This is a genomic window from Microbacterium sp. CGR1 (assembly GCF_001266755.1).
Taxonomy (GTDB): Bacteria; Actinomycetota; Actinomycetes; order Actinomycetales; family Microbacteriaceae; genus Microbacterium.
On the sequence record NZ_CP012299.1, the window covers coordinates 1576807 to 1594623 of the forward strand.

The 17817-nt window shown below is 68.1% G+C and carries 17 protein-coding genes and 1 tRNA gene; 8 read left to right on the forward strand and 10 right to left on the reverse strand.

Translation table 11 applies throughout. From position 1 onward, the window contains the following. Positions 1 to 4: 4 nt before the first annotated feature. Positions 5 to 2191 (forward strand): MMPL family transporter, encoded by a 2187-nt coding sequence (locus tag AKG07_RS07595; protein ID WP_053097235.1) that lies wholly within the window; start codon positions 5 to 7, stop codon positions 2189 to 2191. Positions 2192 to 2195: 4 nt separating this feature from the next. On the opposite strand, the gene AKG07_RS07600 is transcribed toward AKG07_RS07595, so the two are convergent. From AKG07_RS07600 to AKG07_RS07615, 4 genes are all read right to left on the reverse strand, one after another. Next, a tRNA-Arg gene (locus AKG07_RS07600) sits at positions 2196 to 2269 on the reverse strand. 41 nt (positions 2270 to 2310) lie between these two features. Further along, on the reverse strand, positions 2311 to 2808 hold the full coding sequence (locus AKG07_RS07605) for an HNH endonuclease (protein ID WP_053099198.1): 498 nt from the start codon (positions 2806 to 2808) through the stop codon (positions 2311 to 2313). Between the two features lie 329 nt (positions 2809 to 3137). Beyond that, positions 3138 to 3956, reverse strand: coding sequence for a M23 family metallopeptidase (locus tag AKG07_RS07610; RefSeq protein WP_082297861.1), 819 nt, complete (start codon positions 3954 to 3956; stop codon positions 3138 to 3140). A gap of 265 nt (positions 3957 to 4221) precedes the next feature. After that, positions 4222 to 4923: a metal-dependent transcriptional regulator gene (locus tag AKG07_RS07615; protein WP_053097237.1), complete on the reverse strand. Its 702-nt coding sequence runs from the start codon at positions 4921 to 4923 to the stop codon at positions 4222 to 4224. A 99-nt stretch (positions 4924 to 5022) separates the two neighbouring features. On the opposite strand from AKG07_RS07615, the gene serC reads away from it, so the two are divergent. Next, positions 5023 to 6135 carry a phosphoserine transaminase gene (serC, locus tag AKG07_RS07620; RefSeq protein ID WP_053097239.1) on the forward strand — a complete coding sequence of 371 codons (1113 nt, stop codon included), beginning with the start codon at positions 5023 to 5025 and terminating at the stop codon, positions 6133 to 6135. Between the two features lie 69 nt (positions 6136 to 6204). On the opposite strand, the gene AKG07_RS07625 is transcribed toward serC, so the two are convergent. Together AKG07_RS07625 and AKG07_RS07630 are read right to left on the reverse strand one after the other, a co-directional pair. Continuing rightward, on the reverse strand, positions 6205 to 6969 hold the full coding sequence (locus AKG07_RS07625) for a DUF3027 domain-containing protein (RefSeq protein WP_082297862.1): 765 nt from the start codon (positions 6967 to 6969) through the stop codon (positions 6205 to 6207). Then, on the reverse strand, positions 6953 to 7333 hold the full coding sequence (locus AKG07_RS07630; protein WP_053097241.1) for a cold-shock protein: 381 nt from the start codon (positions 7331 to 7333) through the stop codon (positions 6953 to 6955). Before AKG07_RS07630 ends, AKG07_RS07625 begins: the two co-directional genes overlap by 17 nt. A gap of 139 nt (positions 7334 to 7472) precedes the next feature. On the opposite strand from AKG07_RS07630, the gene AKG07_RS07635 reads away from it, so the two are divergent. The 6 genes from AKG07_RS07635 (at position 7473) to AKG07_RS07660 (ending at position 14075) form a co-directional block, all read left to right on the forward strand. Further along, on the forward strand, positions 7473 to 7748 hold the full coding sequence (locus AKG07_RS07635; protein ID WP_053097244.1) for a hypothetical protein: 276 nt from the start codon (positions 7473 to 7475) through the stop codon (positions 7746 to 7748). A gap of 10 nt (positions 7749 to 7758) precedes the next feature. Beyond that, positions 7759 to 9468: a helicase-associated domain-containing protein gene (locus tag AKG07_RS07640; protein ID WP_053097246.1), complete on the forward strand. Its 1710-nt coding sequence runs from the start codon at positions 7759 to 7761 to the stop codon at positions 9466 to 9468. An 11-nt stretch (positions 9469 to 9479) separates the two neighbouring features. Beyond that, positions 9480 to 11120: a DNA repair helicase XPB gene (locus AKG07_RS07645; RefSeq protein ID WP_053097247.1), complete on the forward strand. Its 1641-nt coding sequence runs from the start codon at positions 9480 to 9482 to the stop codon at positions 11118 to 11120. 101 nt (positions 11121 to 11221) lie between these two features. Next, positions 11222 to 11908 carry a response regulator transcription factor gene (locus tag AKG07_RS07650; RefSeq protein WP_053097249.1) on the forward strand — a complete coding sequence of 229 codons (687 nt, stop codon included), beginning with the start codon at positions 11222 to 11224 and terminating at the stop codon, positions 11906 to 11908. 56 nt (positions 11909 to 11964) lie between these two features. Continuing rightward, a complete protein-coding gene (locus AKG07_RS07655) occupies positions 11965 to 13662 on the forward strand; it encodes a sensor histidine kinase (protein ID WP_072591604.1) in 1698 nt (565 codons plus the stop codon). A 125-nt stretch (positions 13663 to 13787) separates the two neighbouring features. Further along, positions 13788 to 14075 carry a WXG100 family type VII secretion target gene (locus tag AKG07_RS07660; RefSeq protein ID WP_053097251.1) on the forward strand — a complete coding sequence of 96 codons (288 nt, stop codon included), beginning with the start codon at positions 13788 to 13790 and terminating at the stop codon, positions 14073 to 14075. Between the two features lie 75 nt (positions 14076 to 14150). Here AKG07_RS07660 and groL read toward each other — a convergent pair whose 3' ends face one another. The 4 genes from groL to AKG07_RS07680 all read right to left on the reverse strand — a co-directional run bounded on the left by groL (position 14151) and on the right by AKG07_RS07680 (position 17800). Beyond that, positions 14151 to 15770 carry a chaperonin GroEL gene (gene groL, locus AKG07_RS07665; RefSeq protein ID WP_053097253.1) on the reverse strand — a complete coding sequence of 540 codons (1620 nt, stop codon included), beginning with the start codon at positions 15768 to 15770 and terminating at the stop codon, positions 14151 to 14153. A 122-nt stretch (positions 15771 to 15892) separates the two neighbouring features. Continuing rightward, positions 15893 to 16471 (reverse strand): LytR C-terminal domain-containing protein, encoded by a 579-nt coding sequence (locus AKG07_RS07670; RefSeq protein WP_230100374.1) that lies wholly within the window; start codon positions 16469 to 16471, stop codon positions 15893 to 15895. A 69-nt stretch (positions 16472 to 16540) separates the two neighbouring features. Next, the gene (locus AKG07_RS07675) at positions 16541 to 16798 is read right to left on the reverse strand and encodes a DUF3263 domain-containing protein (protein WP_053097256.1); all 258 of its coding nucleotides are present in this window, start codon (positions 16796 to 16798) and stop codon (positions 16541 to 16543) included. A 9-nt stretch (positions 16799 to 16807) separates the two neighbouring features. After that, entirely contained in the window at positions 16808 to 17800 is a 993-nt protein-coding gene (locus AKG07_RS07680; protein ID WP_053097259.1) for a DUF2332 domain-containing protein, read from the reverse strand. Positions 17801 to 17817 lie beyond the last annotated feature (17 nt).

Here is a 17817-nt window from a genome sequence, read left to right on the forward strand (position 1 = left end):
TCTGATGTCCACCCCTGAGCACGCGCCCACCCCGCCGACCCGAGAGCGCACGCGTCGGCACTCCTGGGCGCGCGTCTTCATCCCCGTCGCCCTCATCCTCATCTGGCTGGTGGGCGCAGGGCTCGGCGGCCCGCTGTTCGGCAAGGTCGACGAGGTCTCATCGAACGATCAGACGAGCTACCTGCCTGAGTCGGCCGATGCGACGCAGGTGCAGAAGCTCCTCGGCGAGTTCAACGACAGCGATGCCATTCCGGCGATCGCGGTGTTCGTCGCCGACGACGAGCTGTCGGAGTCAGACCTCCAGACCATCTCGGATGCGGTGGCCGACGCGCCCTCCGTCGAGGGCGTGAGCGAAGACGTCTCTCCCGCTCTGACGTCGGACGACGGCAAGGCCGTCCAGGCGTTCATCCCGATCGAGGGCGACGCGGAACTCGCCGACGCGATCGATGCACTCGGCACTCAGCTGCGGGATGCCGCGCCTGACGGCGTCACCGTCTACATCACGGGTCCCGCAGGATTCAGCGCCGACCTCGTCGCCGGGTTCGCCGGCATCGACGGCCTCCTCCTGGGCGTGGCCCTGCTCGCGGTGCTCGTCATCCTCGTGCTGGTCTACCGCTCGTTCCTGCTGCCGATCGTCGTGCTCTCGACGAGCCTCTTCGCACTCTGCGTCGCGCTCCTCGTGGTCTGGTGGCTGGCGAAGTTCGAGGTGCTGCTGCTCAGCGGCCAGACCCAGGGCATCCTCTTCATCCTGGTCATCGGAGCGGCCACCGACTACGCGCTGCTCTTCGTGGCGCGGTTCCGCGAAGAGCTGCGCGTCACCCGAGACAAGGGGGCCGCCGTGCTGGCGGCCTGGAAGGGCTCCTTCGAGCCGATCGTGGCCTCCGGCGGGACTGTCATCGCCGGACTGCTCTGTCTGCTGCTCAGCGACCTCAAGTCGAACAGCACCCTCGGTCCGGTGGCCGCCATCGGCATCGTGTTCGCGATGCTCGCCGCGCTCACACTGCTGCCGGCTCTCCTGCTGTTGTTCGGCCGCGCGGTGTTCTGGCCCCGTCGCCCGAAGTTCGAGCCCGAGGTCGTCGCTGACGAGCACGGCATGCGCAAGACGGGCCTGTGGGCACGGCTCGCGAACCTCATCACCCGCCGCCCTCGCGTCATCTGGATCGTGACGACCCTGGTGCTGCTCGCCGGCGCTTCGGGCGTCTTGCAGCTGAACGCCGTCGGCGTGCCCCAGTCCGATCTCGTGCTCGGCGCGTCCGAGGCGCGCGACGGTCAGGTGGCTCTGGGCGAGCACTTCCCCGGCGGCTCCGGCAGTCCCGTGTACGTGGTCGTCGCGGAGGACGAGCTGCAGGATGCCGCCGACGTGCTGCTGGCCGACGATGGAATCGACGGGGTCTCTGTCACGGCCGCTGACTCGCCGAGCGGTTCGGCGCCGGTCACGGAAGACGGCCTGGTCGCCGTCGGCCCTCCCGGGACCCCGGTGCCCGAGCCCACCGTCGTCGACGGAGACGTTCTTCTTCAGGGCACTCTGACCGACGCGGCCGACTCTGACGCGGCTGCCGCGACGGTGCGGGACCTGCGCACCCAGCTGGACGAGCTCGATGCTCTGGTCGGCGGAGTGACGGCGACCGCGATCGACACGAACGACGCCTCGATCCATGACCGCAACCTGATCATCCCGGTCGTCCTGGTCGTGATCATGCTGATCCTGATGCTGCTGCTGCGGTCGATCCTCGCGCCGGTGCTGCTCATCATCACCACGGTGCTGTCGTTCGGCACGGCGATGGGCGTCTCGGCACTGGTCTTCAACGGAGTGTTCGACTTCCCCGGTGCCGATCCTGCGGTTCCGCTCTACGGATTCGTGTTCCTCGTGGCACTCGGCATCGACTACAACATCTTCCTGATGACGAGGGTGCGCGAGGAGTCGCTCGAGCACGGCACACGCGAAGGCGTGCTTCGCGGACTCTCGATCACCGGCGGCGTGATCACGTCTGCGGGTCTCGTGCTCGCAGCGACCTTCGCCGCCCTGTCGGTGATCCCGATCCTGTTCCTCGCGCAGCTCGCGTTCATCGTCGCGTTCGGAGTGCTGCTCGACACCTTCGTGGTGCGCTCGCTGCTCGTGCCGGCACTCGCCTACGACCTGGGTCGAGTGATCTGGTGGCCGTCGAAGCTGTGGCGCAACGGCCGTGACTGAGATGTGCCCTCGACTGGATTCGAACCAGCGACCTGCCCTTTAGGAGAGGGCTGCTCTATCCTGCTGAGCTACGGGGGCGAGGATTCCATTCTAGAGGAAGCCCCGCCCCCGCCTTCCGTTCACGCGGCGAGGGCCAGGTACGGCTCCCATCGCGGGTCGCTCCGCTCCGTGCCGCGGACCGTCCACGCCGTCCCGTGCGGAGGACGAGGCGCGAACCTCAGTTCCCAGCGCATCTCCTGCGGCGTGCGGTCGCTCTTGGTGTTGTTGCAGCGCAGGCAGCACGCGACGAGGTTCTCCCACGAATCAGCCCCTCCGCGCGAACGCGGCATCACGTGGTCGATGGTCGAGGCGGCCTTGCCGCAGTAGCCGCAGCGGTGGTTGTCACGGCGGAGGACCCCCCGCCGTGTGACCGGGACGCGTCTGCTGATCGGAATGCGCACATACCGCGAGAGGACGATGACGGCAGGACGGTCGTAAACGCCGTGACTGCCCCAGACGGGGTCGTCCTCGACACGTTCGATGACCGTCGCCTTGTCGTTCATGACCAGGACCAGGGCTCTCTTGAACGACACGATCGCGAGCGGTTCGTATCCTGCGTTCAGTACAAGTGTGCGCATCGTCATCCTCTCGATCCGCCGGGACGGCTTCCCGGCACTCTCGACTCACACGAAGCCGCACAGGACGGAAGCGTTCGCGGGGATGAAAAAAGGCGCTGTCTACAGACAGCGCCTCATGCGCACGGCAAGACCGTGGCGTCCCTGCGGACGATGCAGAAGGACGTGACGACCGAGGGCATCCATGGTTCGGATGTTCGGTATTCGCTCCATCAGCTTCTCCCGACTATGCGACAACGGGTTCAGGCTAACCCATCAGCAGCACAGGAGGGTCAAACTGCGGGTGAACGCACGAAGGCGTGTCCGCGAGGGAAAGATGAAGGTGCGAGCGATCAGCCCGCGTTGGCGCCGAGCCAGGCGATCGGCTCCATGAGGCCGCCGTTGACCCAGACCTCGAAGTGCAGGTGGTTGGCTGTCGAGCGTCCGGTGCTGCCGACGAAGCCGATGAGCTGTCCGGCGGCGACGGTCTGCCCCGCCTGGACCTGACGCGAACCGTAGATCATGTGACCGTAGGTCGTCTGCACGCGCTGACCGCCCACGACGCTGTCGAGCATGACGGCGACGCCGTATCCGCCGATGCTCTCGGCAGAGGCACGGACGACGCCCGCAGCCGCAGCGTAGATCGGGGTGCCGGCCGGGGCGAGCATGTCGGCACCCTGGTGGGCGCCGCCGACGGTGCGGCTGACGTTGTAGGAACCCTGGGGAAGCGGGTACCGGACCTCGCCGGAACCGGGCGACACCAGCGCGTAGCGACCGATGTCGAAGCTGGTGTTCGACGCAGAGGCGACGGAGGCTGCAGCGGCGGCCGCGCGGGCCTTTGCGGCCTCTTCGGCCTTCTTCTTCTCGATCTCGTCCGGAGTCGTGGCGCTGAAGGTACCGCGACTCAACGGAGCGGCGGTCGCGTCGGACGCGACGACCAGAGACTGGGCGTCGACAGCAGCGAGCTGCTGGACGGTCGCCGCGGTCTCTGCCGGCTTCGATGCGGCGTAGGCGGGAAGAGCGACAGCAGCGACGAGAGCACCGACGGCCCCGAAGATGGCGATCGAACGCAAGGGCTTGACGACCTTGCGAGCGTCGACGCGGCTGCGAGAGCTGCGGGCGACTGCTCGATCTTCAGTTGTCTTCTCGGGCGATTCGATGTCTTTGGCCAAAACTTAGTCCTCCTGCGCCTGCACGCTCGGGAAGCGCTGGCTCGTCGGCACTCTGCTCTCGTGGCACGTATGTAGCTCGGGTACGTTGTGCGGTCTGACCGGGAGGTCGACGAGCCTGGAAGGCGAATCCTCTCGGGTGTCGTCAGCGGGCTTCTTCGACGACTCGTCCGAGGTTACCGGAAGATAACGATCCTGTCACCCTGCGAACCTGGCAATCCTCGGAGAGGCGGAATCACGCGGATGTCGGGCCCTTCAGCCTCGAAGTTCAGGCGGGCTCGCCGACCAGGAAGATGTGCGAGGCGAGTTCGACGGGGAGCTCCAGACCGTCTTCCTTGCCCTCCATCTGGATGAGCACGTAGCCCTCGTTGAAGCGATAGTCGCCCTTCGCACCGGGAACCACGCCTGCGTCTCGCAGCTGCTCGAGCAGCTCCGGGTCGACCTGAGCGGGCTCGGCGAGACGGCGGACGGTGCCATCGATCGGAGCGCCGGCGGCGTTCAGCTTCTGCACGAGCCCGATGACGCCCTCGTCGAACGTGCGCGCAGGCGCGTCGCCGAGCTGGTCGAGGCCCGGGATCGGGTTGCCGTACGGGGACTCCGTGGGGTGGCCGAGCAGCTCGACGAGACGACGCTCGACCTGCTCGCTCATCACGTGCTCCCAGCGGCACGCCTCTTCGTGGACGAACGCCCAGTCGAGGCCGATCACGTCGGAGAGGAGGCGCTCGGCGAGGCGGTGCTTGCGCATGACGTTGACCGCCTTGCGGCGGCCGGCGTCGGTGAGTTCGAGGGTGCGGTCTTCGGAGACGACGACGAGGCCGTCGCGCTCCATGCGCCCGACCGTCTGCGAGACCGTCGGACCCGAGTGGCCGAGCCGCTCGGAGATACGCGCACGCAGCGGCACGATGTTCTCCTCCTCGAGTTCGAGGATGGTGCGGAGGTACATCTCCGTGGTGTCGATCAAGTCCGTCATGTGGCCCTCCGGGTCTTCTTAGGCAAGCCTACATTCCCGCGCGGACATCAGGGCGTCATGCGGTGAAGGCACCGGGGGCCCACGCCGTAGAATCAACGCATGGCGATCGAGATTCCCCGTGACCTCCTGCCCGCTGACGGCCGCTTCGGCTGCGGTCCCTCGAAGGTGCGCACCGAGCAGCTCGATGCGCTGCTCGCCGCAGGTCCGACGTTGCTCGGCACCTCGCACCGACAGGCACCCGTCAAGAACCTGGTGGGCAGTGTCCGCGAGCAGCTCGCAGCGCTCTTCCGCCTTCCCGAGGGATACGAGATCATCGTCGGCAACGGCGGCTCGACGGCGTTCTGGGACGCCGCCGCCTTCGGCCTGATCGAGCGCCGCAGCCAGAATCTGGTGTTCGGGGAGTTCGGCGGCAAGTTCGCCGCCGCTGCTGCCGCACCGTGGCTCGAGGCGCCGGATGTGCGCAAGTCCGAGCCGGGCTCGCGCACCGCTGCAGAGGTCGTCGACGGCATCGACGTCTACGCCTGGCCGCACAACGAGACGTCGACCGGCGTCTCGGCACCCATCGAGCGCGTGGTCGCCGACGGCGCTCTGACCGTCATCGACGCGACCAGCGCGGCCGGTGGCATCGACTTCGACGCCTCTCAGGCGGACGTCTACTACTTCGCACCGCAGAAGAACCTCGGCTCCGACGGGGGCCTGTGGTTCGCCGCGGTGTCGCCCGCCGCCGTCGACCGCATCGAGCGCATCGCCGCTTCGGGTCGGTACATCCCGGAGTTCCTCAGCTTGAAGAACGCCGTCGACAACTCGCGACTCAACCAGACGCTGAACACTCCCGCGCTGACGACGCTGCACCTGCTCGACAGCCAGCTCAGCTGGATCCTGTCGAACGGCGGCCTCGCCTGGGCCGGCGCCCGCACGGCGGAGTCGTCCGGCATCCTCTACGACTGGGCTGCGGCTTCCGAGGTGGCGACCCCGTTCGTCACGGACGCGGCGCACCGGTCACCGGTCGTCGTGACCATCGACTTCGACGACAGCGTCGATGCGGCGGCGGTCGCCAAGACCCTGCGCGCCAACGGCATCGTCGACACCGAGCCGTACCGCAAGCTCGGTCGCAACCAGCTGCGCGTCGCGACCTTCGTCTCGATCGAACCGGACGACATCCGACAGCTCACCCGCTCTCTCGACTACGTCCTCGGGCAGCAGGGCGCCTGACACCCACCGACGAAGACGAAAGGGGCCGCGTGCGAACGCGGCCCCTTTTCTCATTCGTCCCGTGGACGATCATTCCTCGTCGTCGGAGTCCTCGTCGTCGTCGGAGTCGTCGGAGTCGTCGGAGTCGTCGGAGTCGTCATCCTCGTCGTCGGAGTCGTCATCCTCGTCGGAGACGTCGTCCTCGTCGTCATCCGACTCGTCCTCGTCGTCGTCATCCTCGTCGTCGTCGTCCGCGGCGGCGGAGTCGTCGAGCTCGTCGATGTCGACTCCGTCGAGGTCACCGGCGTGCAGCTCTCGCGGCTCCGCGGCCAGTTCGTCCTCATCGATGTCGTCATCGTCGTCGTCATCGTCGTCGTCGTCGTCGTCGTCGTCGTCGTCGTCGTCGTCGTCGAGTTCATCGTCGTCATCGTCGTCGAGGTCATCGCCGTCGAGATCGTCATCGGAGTCGTCGTCCTCGACCGATGCGGCATCCTCGTCGTCCGCGGCGGCCGCGGCCGCCTGCTCCGCGAGCTCCACCTGGTGGGCGCGGTACTCGGCGAGGCGTTCAGCCCACGGCACCCATTCGGGTGCGAGCAGGGCGCCGTCGCCCGGCAGCAGCTCGAGTTCGAGCACCGTCGGCTCCTCGTCATCGACGCGAGCGACCGTGACGGTCCAGAACCAGCCGGGGTATCCGGGGAGCCGGTTCTCGAAGCGCAGCGAGACCGAGCCGTCCTCCTCGGGGAGATAGTCGGCTGCGGGTCCGACGGTCGACGCCGGAGTGATCTCGTGCAGGGCGGCGAGCGCGAGATCGTGAGCGTCGATCAGACGCTGGTCCGCCTCAGGCTTCGAGGTCATCGGCTACCTTGCGCAGAACTGCCGCGATCTTGCGGCCTTGTGCAGACGAGGGGTAGCGGCCGCGACGCAGGTCGCCGCCCATTCCGTCGAGGAGCTTCACGAGATCCTCGACGATGATCGCCATGTCGTCCGCGGGTTTGCGCTTCGCCTTCGCGAGGCTCGGCGGCGCTTCGAGCACCCGGACGGACAGCGCCTGCAGGCCGCGCTTGCCGTCGGCGACACCGAACTCCACGCGTGCACCCGCCTTCACAGCGGCGCCGGCCGGCAGAGCGGAGGCGTGCAGGAAGACGTCCTGGCCGTCATCGGCGGCGATGAAGCCGAAACCCTTGTCTTCGTCGTAGAACCTGACCTTGCCGGTGGGCATGGAAGAAACCTCGCTGAGTCGGTGTGGAGCTGGATGGGACGCACGTGTGCGGCCACCCCCAGCCTACCGGTCGCCGGGCACGGAATCCGTAGGTCACGATGCGGAACCGTGCCACCCCGCAACGACTAGGCTGAGACGGATGAGCACCAAGAGTCCCGAACCTGAGGTTCCCGTTCGCCGCATCGATCGCATTCTGGCGTTCACGGCACTCGGACTCGCTGCGGCGTCCATCATCTGCTTCTTCGCGATCATCATCGGCACAGCGGTCGGCATGCAGCAGGAGGACTTCGGTTCAGGCGCATGGCCGTTCATCGCCGCGATCCCCTACTGGGGGCTCCCCGCCGCCTTCGTCATGATCATCGTGCTCCTCGCCATGAGCTTCATCCGCAAGGGGCGCGCGGCATCGCGGCCCTGAGGTATCCGGCATGAGCACGCACGCCCGACCGCTGGCCGAATGGCTGTCCGCGGCGAGCGACGAGCAGCTCAGCACCCTCTTCACGGCACGGCGCGTGCGCCCGGACGTCAACTGGCAGGACTTCTTCGACGCCGCCGAAGCGCTTCTCGATCCCGCGTCGCTCGCTCGGGTCCTCCCCACCCTGACGCGCGACGAGGCCGCAGCCCTTCTCGCGTTCGCAGCGAGTCCCGCGTCGGAACATTCCGCGCAGCGCGAGACCCTCGAAAGCCTCGCGCTGCTGCGCCCGGACGGGGCGCCCTTCCCGCCGGTGGTCACCGCCGTCGCAGATCGTGCGGAGCCGAGTGCGCCCAGCGACACCGTGCCGGAGCCCACGACCGACACCGAGACGGCCCACGCTGCCGAGCGCGCCTTCACCACCGTCTCGACCCTGGCCGATCTGCTCCTGCTCGCCCGCGAGAAGCCCTTCACCCTGCTGGCCGGCGGCAACGTCAGCGCCGGTGAGAAGCGACAGCTCGGCGAGTCGGGCGTCGTGGCCGAATCGATCGACGCGCTGATCGCCATCGCCGTCGACTCGCGCCTCGTCGCACCGGACGCCCGCAGACTGCGCACGACGCCACAGACCGAGGAATGGCTGCGATCGTCCGTGGCCGATCGGTGGAGCACCCTGGTCGAAGGCTTCCGCGACGCTCTCCCCCGCGGTCTGCGCACCGCGGATGGCGGGTGGATCCCCCCGAGCGACTGGGCCGACGCTCACCCCTGGGACCCTGCCTGGGCAGAGCAGAGCACGGCTCTGCTGGAGCGCGCCCGTCTGCTCGGGCTCATCGCCGACGAGGGCCGTGAGCCCTCATGGGCGGCGGCGATCCGGCGCGGCGCGAGCGTCGACGCCACTCCCCTCACGGCACTCCTCCCGAGCGAGGTCGATCGCATCTTCCTCCAGAACGATCTGAGCGCGATCTCCCCCGGCCCGCTGGCCCCCGGTCTGGACGTGCGGCTGCGCACGATCGCCGCGCGCGAGTCCGCCGCTCAGGCCTCCACCTATCGGTTCACTCCCGAATCGATCGCGCACGCACTCGTCGCCGGCGAGACGGAGCAGTCGATCCTCGAGTTCCTCGAGTCGCTCTCGCTCACCGGCATCCCCCAGCCGCTCCGGTATCTCGTCACCCAGACCGCCCAACGGCACGGCCTGGTGCGGGTGTCGACAGACGCCGAGACCGGGCGAACGCGCATCGAGAGCAGCGACCAGCATCTGATCGAGGCCATGTCCGTCGACCAGGGGCTGCGGCCGCTCGCCCTCACGAAGCACGTCGCCTCGCTCACGACCCGCGTCGGGCGCGACACCGTGTACTGGGCGCTCACGGATGCCCGCTACCCGGCGACGCTCGTCGACGAAGACGGACACGCGGTGGCCGGCGAACGGAACCCGGTCTCCGAGGCGACGCCCGACCCGACGCCGGACTACTCGGGCCTCATCGCCGCGCTGCGCTCGCACCAGGGTCCCGACGCCGACGCGGCCTGGCTCGACCGCGAGCTCGAGGCCGCCGTGCGCGCGAAGGCCGTGCTGCGGGTCAGCGTGGGCATGCCGGACGGATCGACCAGGGAGCTGATCCTCGAGGCGACCGGGCTGGGCGGAGGCCGGCTGCGCGGGCGCGACCGGGCGGCAGACGTCGAGCGCACGCTTCCGGTGTCGAGCATCCGCGCCGCCACCGTGATCGCACAGTAAACTGGACAGCTATGTCTGATGGCCCCCTGATCGTCCAGAGCGATCGCACCGTGCTGCTCGAAGTCGCCCACGCCGATGCCGAGAGCGCCCGCCACGAGCTGGCGATCTTCGCGGAGCTCGAACGCGCGCCGGAGCACATCCACACCTACCGGATCACGCGGCTCGGCCTGTGGAACGCCCGCGCCGCCGGGCACACCGCCGAGGACATGCTCGACACGCTGGACCGCTGGTCCCGGTTCCCCGTGCCCCCGTCGGTGGCCGTCGACCTGCGCGAGACCGTGAACCGCTATGGGCGCCTCGTCATCGAACGCGACGACGAGGGCACCCTGATCCTGCGTTCGACCGACCCCGCCGTGCTCGCACAGGTGGCGAACAACAAGCGCATCCAGCCGCTGCTGATCGGCCACCCGGCTCCCGACACGTTCATCGTCGATGCCTGGGCGCGCGGTCAGATCAAGCAGGAGCTCCTGAAGATCGGCTGGCCTGCAGAAGACCTCGCCGGTTATACCCCCGGCACCCCGCACGAGATCGAACTGGCAGAGGACGGATGGGCGATCCGCCCCTACCAGCAGGATGCCATCGACGCCTTCTCGAAGGACGGCTCGGGCGTCGTCGTCCTCCCCTGCGGCGCCGGCAAGACGATCGTCGGCGCCGGCGCGATGGCCGCGACGAAGACCACGACCCTCATCCTCGTCACCAACACGGTCTCGGCTCGGCAGTGGCGCGACGAACTGCTCAAGCGCACGAGCCTCACGCCCGAGGAGATCGGCGAGTACTCGGGGCAGGCCAAAGAGGTCAAGCCGGTGACGATCGCGACCTACCAGATCCTCACGGCCAAGAGGAAGGGCGAGTACGCCCACCTCGCCCTGCTGGATGCTCTCGACTGGGGCCTCATCGTCTACGACGAGGTTCACCTGCTCCCCGCACCGGTGTTCAAGCTGACCGCCGACCTCCAGGCGCGTCGCCGGATCGGCCTCACCGCCACGCTGGTCCGCGAGGACGGACGCGAGGGAGACGTGTTCAGCCTGATCGGGCCCAAGCGGTTCGACGCCCCGTGGAAGCAGATCGAGGCGCAGGGCTTCATCTCCCCCGCCGTCTGCTACGAAGTTCGGGTCGACCTCCCGCCGGACGACCGGCTCGAATACGCCGCCGCGACCGACGACGAGCGCTACCGCCTCGCCGCCTCCGCCCCGGCGAAGATCGACGCCGTGCGCGAGCTCATCGCGAAGCACAAGGACGAGCGGATCCTCGTGATCGGTCAGTACCTCGACCAGCTGGACTCCCTGTCGCAGTCGTTGAACGCGCCGCAGATCACCGGCGCGACGCCCATCGACGAGCGTGAGGAGCTCTACCGCGCGTTCCGCGAGGGCGAGATCTCGCTGCTCGTGGTGTCGAAGGTCGCGAACTTCTCGATCGACCTCCCCGAGGCGTCCGTCGCCATTCAGGTGTCGGGTTCGTTCGGCTCCCGCCAGGAGGAGGCTCAGCGCCTCGGCAGGCTCCTGCGCCCCAAGCAGTCGGGCCGCACGGCGAGCTTCTACACGCTCGTCGCACGCGACACGATCGACCAGGACTACGCCCAGAATCGCCAGCGGTTCCTCGCCGAACAGGGATACAGCTACACGATCATGGACGCCGACGCGATCGCGGCCTGACCGTCTCCACTCCCTCGGAACAGCGCCGCTACGCGGAGGGCGAAAGCGCCGCTCCGGAGGATAGTCAGCATCCGCATGGCCGAAGTCACCATAATGGGGACATGACTGATGCGCGCATCCTGGTCGTCGACGACGAACCCAACATCCGCGACCTGCTCTCGACGGGTCTCAGCTTCGCCGGGTTCCAGGTGAAGACCGTCGCCAACGGCGCCGCCACGATCTCGGCGGTGCTCGAGGAGGAGCCGGACCTCATCATCCTCGACGTGATGCTTCCGGACATGAACGGCTTCAGCGTGACCAAGCGTCTTCGCGGCGCCGGGTTCACTGCGCCGATCCTGTTCCTCACGGCGAAGGACGGCACGGACGACAAGATCGAGGGGCTCAACGCCGGCGGCGACGACTACGTCACCAAGCCGTTCAGCCTCGACGAGATCGTCGCCCGCGCTCAGGCCATCCTGCGCCGCACGATGCAGGCCGACGAGGAGTCGATCATCCGGGCCGGCGAGCTGTCGATGGATCAGGACACCCACGACGTGCAGGTGGGCAAGGAGTCGATCGAGCTGAGCCCGACCGAGTTCAAGCTGCTGCGCTATCTGATGCTGAACCCGAATCGCGTGCTGTCGAAGGCCCAGATCCTCGACCACGTGTGGGAGTACGACTTCAACGGCGATGCCGGCATCGTCGAGAGCTACATCTCGTACCTCCGCCGCAAGATCGACCCGCACACCGAGGAGTCGGTGATCCAGACGAAGCGCGGCTTCGGATACATGCTCAAGGTCGGCAAGTAGTCCGGCACACCGCCGCACGCTGACGCCGCACAGCATCCGTCTCCAGGGAGGTCCGCATGGCGCACAAGCCTGACGCGATCACCCGGTGGTGGCGGTCGATCAGCCTGCGCGCCAAGGTGACGGGTGTCACGGTCGCAGTGCTCGCACTGGGTCTTCTCGCCGCGGGCATCGGCACCGTGCCGATCCTGCGCAACTCGCTCATCAGCAACATCGATGCGCAGCTTCCGGCCCTGGTGTCGGCGGATCTCGCGAGCCGCTACTTCGAGGTGACGGTCGAGGACGGCGAGACCGTCTACACCCCCACCGACTCGCCGCGAGACTTCTTCGTCGCGATCTACGACGCCGAGGGCGTGCTGCAGACGACCACCGGGAACTCCGCCAACGGACAGCCGCTCTTCCCCGCGACCTATTCGCCTCTCGACGTGCAGGCGAACGAGGACACGCCGTTCACGATGGAGGGGACCGAAGGGTCGAGCTTCCGCGCCGCTGTCGCGCGGGTGCCCGGAGAGGGCGACGGATCGCTGCGTATCCAGATCGTCGCGATGCCGCTCGAGTACGCGGATCGCATCATCAGCCAGTACTTCGGCATCTACATCACGGTCGCGTTCGTCACGATCTTCCTGGCCGCTCTGCTGACCCGCGGTCTGGTGACGCTGACATTCCGTCGGCTCGGGCAGGTCGAGTCGACCGCCATGTCGATCGCCGCCGGCGATTTCACCCAGCGTCTCACCGATCTCGAGCCCACGACCGAGGTCGGCCGCCTGAACAGCGCGATCAACACGATGCTCGACCGCGTCGACGCGTCGCTCGCGCAGCGAGATCGCACCGTGCAGCACATGCGGCGCTTCATCGGAGATGCCAGCCACGAGCTGCGCACTCCCCTGGTGAGCGTGCGTGGATACGCCGAGCTCTACCGCATGGGCGCGATCAAGGGCGAGGAAGACACCGCACGCGCGATGGAGCGGATCGAGAAGGAGGCGATCCGCATGGGCGTCCTGGTCGAGGACCTCCTCGCTCTTGCGCGCCTCGACGAGGAGCGGGAGCCCGAGATCGAAGCCCTCGATCTTCGACCGATCGCGCGGGACGCCGCTCTCGACCTGCGCGCGGCGGCTCCGGCGCGCACCGTGACCGTGGTCGATCGCACCGTCGAGGCTCCGCTGATCGATGTCACCACGCGCTCCACACCCGTCGTTCCCTCCGCTCCGGAGACGCCAGCACCCCGTGGGCTCTCACGCGGAACGCTCGCGCGCCTGCGCCGTCGCCCCCGGAACTCCGGTGCAGCCGTGCCGGCGATCGACTTCACCGAAGCGGCGGACATCCCCGTGCGCACGCCGCCGATCGTGCTCGGCGAGGAGAACAAGGTCCGCCAGGTCGTCACGAACCTGCTGGGCAATGCGCGACGCTTCTCGGCGGAGGAGAGTCCGATCGAGATCGTGGTCGACGCAGATCGTGTGCGAGGCACGGGGAGCATCGCGATCGTCGATCACGGTGAGGGGATCCCGCCGCAGATCCGCGAGCAGATCTTCGAGCGCTTCTGGCGCGCCGACACCTCGCGCGCTCGCGAGACGGGAGGGTCTGGCCTGGGTCTCGCGATCGTCTCGTCCATCGTGAAGGCGCTGCACGGAAGCGTCGCGGTGTCGGAGACGCCCGGCGGCGGAGCGACGTTCACCGTCACCCTCCCCCTCGCACCTTCACGCGCGACACCTGCGCATCTTCTCGAGGACACCCAGCCGATCGAGCCGCTCGACATCTGACGGCTCCTGCTGCACGGAGAATCCTCCGCACAGGTTCTCCACAGCGGCTGCGGGCGATCGCGCCGCATCGGCATCCGGCAGTCGCCCCTCCCCTACCGTCGGAGAACCGAACGAGAGGAGTTCCCATGTCCGTCATCACCGTCGACACCGAAGCAGTAGGTGCCGCCCAAGGAGCCGCACTGGCCACGATGGAGCGTCTGCAGACCGAGTCTGCGACGCTCATGTCCCAGCTGACGCAGCTGCAGGCATCGTGGGTCGGCACCGCCTCAGCCGCGTTCCAGTCATGCGCTGAAGAGTGGCGAGGAGCCCAGCTGCACGTCGAGCAGGTGCTCGAGTCCATCGGGCGCTCGCTGGGCAGTGCGGCGACGCAGTACGCGGATGCCGATCAGTACTCGGCGAGCCTGTTCCGCTGACTCACGGGTTCGACCGCCCGCGAACGCAGAAACGCCCCGACCGAGGTCGGGGCGTTTCTGTTCAGCAGTGATGGATCAGAAGTCCATGCCACCAGACGGGTCACCCATCGGGGCCGGAGCCTTCTCGGGCTTGTCAGCCACGACGACCTCGGTGGTGAGGAAGAGAGCCGCGATCGATGCTGCGTTCTGCAGCGCCGAGCGGGTCACCTTCGCCGGGTCGATGATGCCCGCTGCGAACATGTCGACGTACTCACCGGTAGCCGCGTTGAGGCCCTGACCCGAGGGAAGCTCGGAGACCTTGTTCGCGACCACACCCGGCTCGAGGCCGGCGTTCAGGGCGATCTGCTTCAGCGGAGCCTCGATCGCGACGCGAACGATGTTCGCACCGGTCGCCTCGTCGCCCGAGAGCGAGAGAGCGTCGAGAGCCTTGGTGCCGGACTGGATCAGCGCGACGCCACCACCGGGGACGATGCCCTCCTCGACGGCTGCCTTCGCGTTGCGGACGGCGTCCTCGATGCGGTGCTTGCGCTCCTTGAGCTCGACCTCGGTTGCCGCGCCCGCCTTGATGACGGCGACGCCACCTGCAAGCTTGGCGAGGCGCTCCTGCAGCTTCTCGCGGTCGTAGTCGCTGTCGGTGTTCTCGATCTCGCGACGGATCTGCGTGACGCGACCCTCGATCTGGTCTGCCTCTCCGGCACCCTCGACGATCGTGGTCTCATCCTTGGTGACGATGACCTTGCGAGCGCGACCCAGGAGGTCGAGCGTGGCGTTCTCGAGCTTCAGGCCGACCTCTTCGGTGATGACCTGACCACCGGTGAGGATCGCGATGTCCTGCAGCTGCGCCTTGCGGCGGTCGCCGAAGCCGGGTGCCTTGACGGCGACCGACTTGAAGATGCCCTTGAGCTTGTTGAGCACGAGAGTCGCGAGAGCCTCGCCCTCGACGTCCTCGGCGATGATGACGAGCTCCTTGCCGTCCTGGATCACCTTGTCGACGATGGGCAGAAGGTCCTTGATGTTCGAGATCTTCTGGTTCGCGATGAGGATGTAGGCGTCTTCGAAGACAGCCTCCTGGCGCTCCGGGTCCGTCACGAAGTACGGGTTCAGGTAGCCCTTGTCGAACCGCATGCCCTCGGTGAGCTCGAGCTCGGTGCCGAAGGTCTGCGACTCCTCGACGGTGACGACGCCCTCCTTGCCGACCTTGTCGATCGCCTCGGCGATGAGCTCGCCGATGGCGGGGTCAGCAGCCGAGATCGAAGCGGTCGCAGCGATCTGCTCCTTGGAGTCGATCTCCTTCGCGCTGGCGAGGAGCTCCTCGGTGATGGCCGCGACGGCCTTCTCGATGCCGCGCTTCAGCGAGATCGGGTCTGCGCCGGCTGCGACGTTGCGCAGACCCTCGCGGACCAGAGCCTGGGCGAGCACCGTGGCGGTGGTGGTTCCGTCACCGGCGACGTCGTCGGTCTTCTTGGCGACCTCCTTGACGAGCTCCGCACCGATCTTCTCGTACGGGTCGTCGAGCTCGATCTCCTTGGCGATGGAGACGCCGTCGTTCGTGATCGTGGGGGCGCCCCACTTCTTCTCCAGCACGACGTTGCGACCGCGCGGGCCGAGCGTCACCTTGACGGCGTCGGCGAGAATGTTGAGGCCGCGCTCGAGGCCGCGGCGGGCCTCCTCATCGAAAGCGATGATCTTTGCCATGAGTTTTGTCGTCCCTCCTGGACGTAGACGTTGGGTTTAGCACTCAGAGTGAGAGAGTGCTAACGCCATTCTGGCACTCGACCCCATCGAGTGCAAGCTGCGGGGAGGGACCGCGCGGCGCTCTACGGGGCAGGGGTGTCTGCGGGAGTCTCGGGAGCGGTGGTCGCGCGATCGAGTCCGATGACCACCGTGAGCTGCTTCGCGCCGGTGTCGTTCAGATCGGTGTAGAAATCGCTCTGCTCCACCTGCGCTCCGCCGATGAGGTTCGCGAGGCCGATGGCCGCGAGCTCGTCCTCGTCGGCGACGTAGTAGACCGTCGTCGTCGAGAAGTCCTGGCTCGCACTGTCGGTCGCGAACACGACGTCCGCTGCCCAGCCGTTGTTGATCAGGACGTCGCGCATCTGCTCGTCGAGCCCCTCGTCCGGGGATGCGTTGAGGATCATCACCGAGTAGGTGACGTCGACGACTCCGGTCTCGACGGGTGCAGGACTGGCCGTGGGGACGGCCTCCGGGAAGAGGCTGATGCGCCCCATCACCACCAGCGAGCCGAAGATGCCGCCGATGATGAGAACCAGAGCGGCCACGAAAGACCAGAGGAGCACGACCCAGCCGTTCATCCCCGGGGCTTCGGCGCGATGCGCTCCGACGCGTCCGGATGATCGGGGGACGTCGTCGAATCGATCTCGGCTGGGCTTTGACACCCCTCGATGCTAACGGCACCGACCTCTGTATCCGCATCGAGCGCCGTCGGCGCGTGGCGGACGCGCGAGTCAGCCGACGAAACCGGGCGTGCGAGCGGCTCTCTGGAATGATCTCGAGTCGCGGATGCGCCGCAGCCGACGCACCAGCATCGGGTCGTACTCGAGGGCGGCCTCCGACTCGATCAGACGCCCGAGGAGCTGGTAGTAGCGCGCGGCGCTCATACCCAGCTGGGCGCGGATGGTCTCCTCCTTCGCGCCGCCGTGCCGCGGCCACGCGGTCTCCAGCGCGAGGATCGCACGATCGCGCTCGCTCAGCTCTCCCAGCATGAGATCAGATTAGGTCGCCGCCCCGCCGATTCCGGCACGCCACTCCCACCATCGCCCGAGTGGGTCGGCGGCTGCGCGCACCTGCCCGTCGAGCGCCACGACGAAACCGGGCCACTCCGCGGCGACGACGGGCGGATCCCAGGCGTCGAGGAGTGCGGGAGGGTCGATGGTCAGCCAGCGCGCGCCGAGTCCCCGGATGCGGTCGACGAGGGCTTCACGGGCCTCCCGGGGAATGTGCACCAGCACGCCGGGAGTCGTGACGACGAGGGCGGCGTCGCGGGGCGCCTCGGCGGCGAGCTCGTCGATCTGCTCGAGCGCGTCGCCTGCGACGAGGTGGGGAGGGGCGGATGCCGCGATGTCGAGCGCCGCCGACACCCGTTGCTCGCGCCCCTCCTCCCCCGGCCACACCAGACCCAGCAGCCAGCGCCGGTCACGCTCGTCTCGCGCGTCGAGCGGCGCGAGGTCGATGCCGGCTCGCCACACCACATCGGGCATCCGCATCGGCGGGAGGGCTCCGTCGACACGGCTTTCGAGGATCACGGTGGAGGGGCCGTCCGCGGGGTCGAGCGACGCGCGCAGCCGCCCGTCCGCGCCCACGAAGCGATACGAGTACCTGTCCGGATAGAGGCACAGTCCTGCGGAGGCTCCGACCTCGAGCAGCGCGATCGGGCCGTCGATCTCCGACAGCGCGGGCAGAAGCGGCGCGAGACGCAGAGGTTCGTTCGTCTGCAGGCGCCGGCCGCTGCACTCGGCCACGATCTCATCGGCGCGCGCGATCACGAATGACCGCCAGGCGCCGTAGCCGACGAGGCCGGCGCCCAGCATCCGTGTCACCGCGAACACGAGCGGGGGCTGCCGTCTGTTCTCCGGAATCCGCGCGAGCACGCCCTGGACCTCGGAGTCGGCGGCGACACCGTCGGCCCACTCGACATACAGGTCGCTGCGCCCCGGCGCCTCCTGCTCGGCGAAACGCGCGTAGCGCTGCTGCACGGCATCCGTCATGGATCCATTGTCTCGTG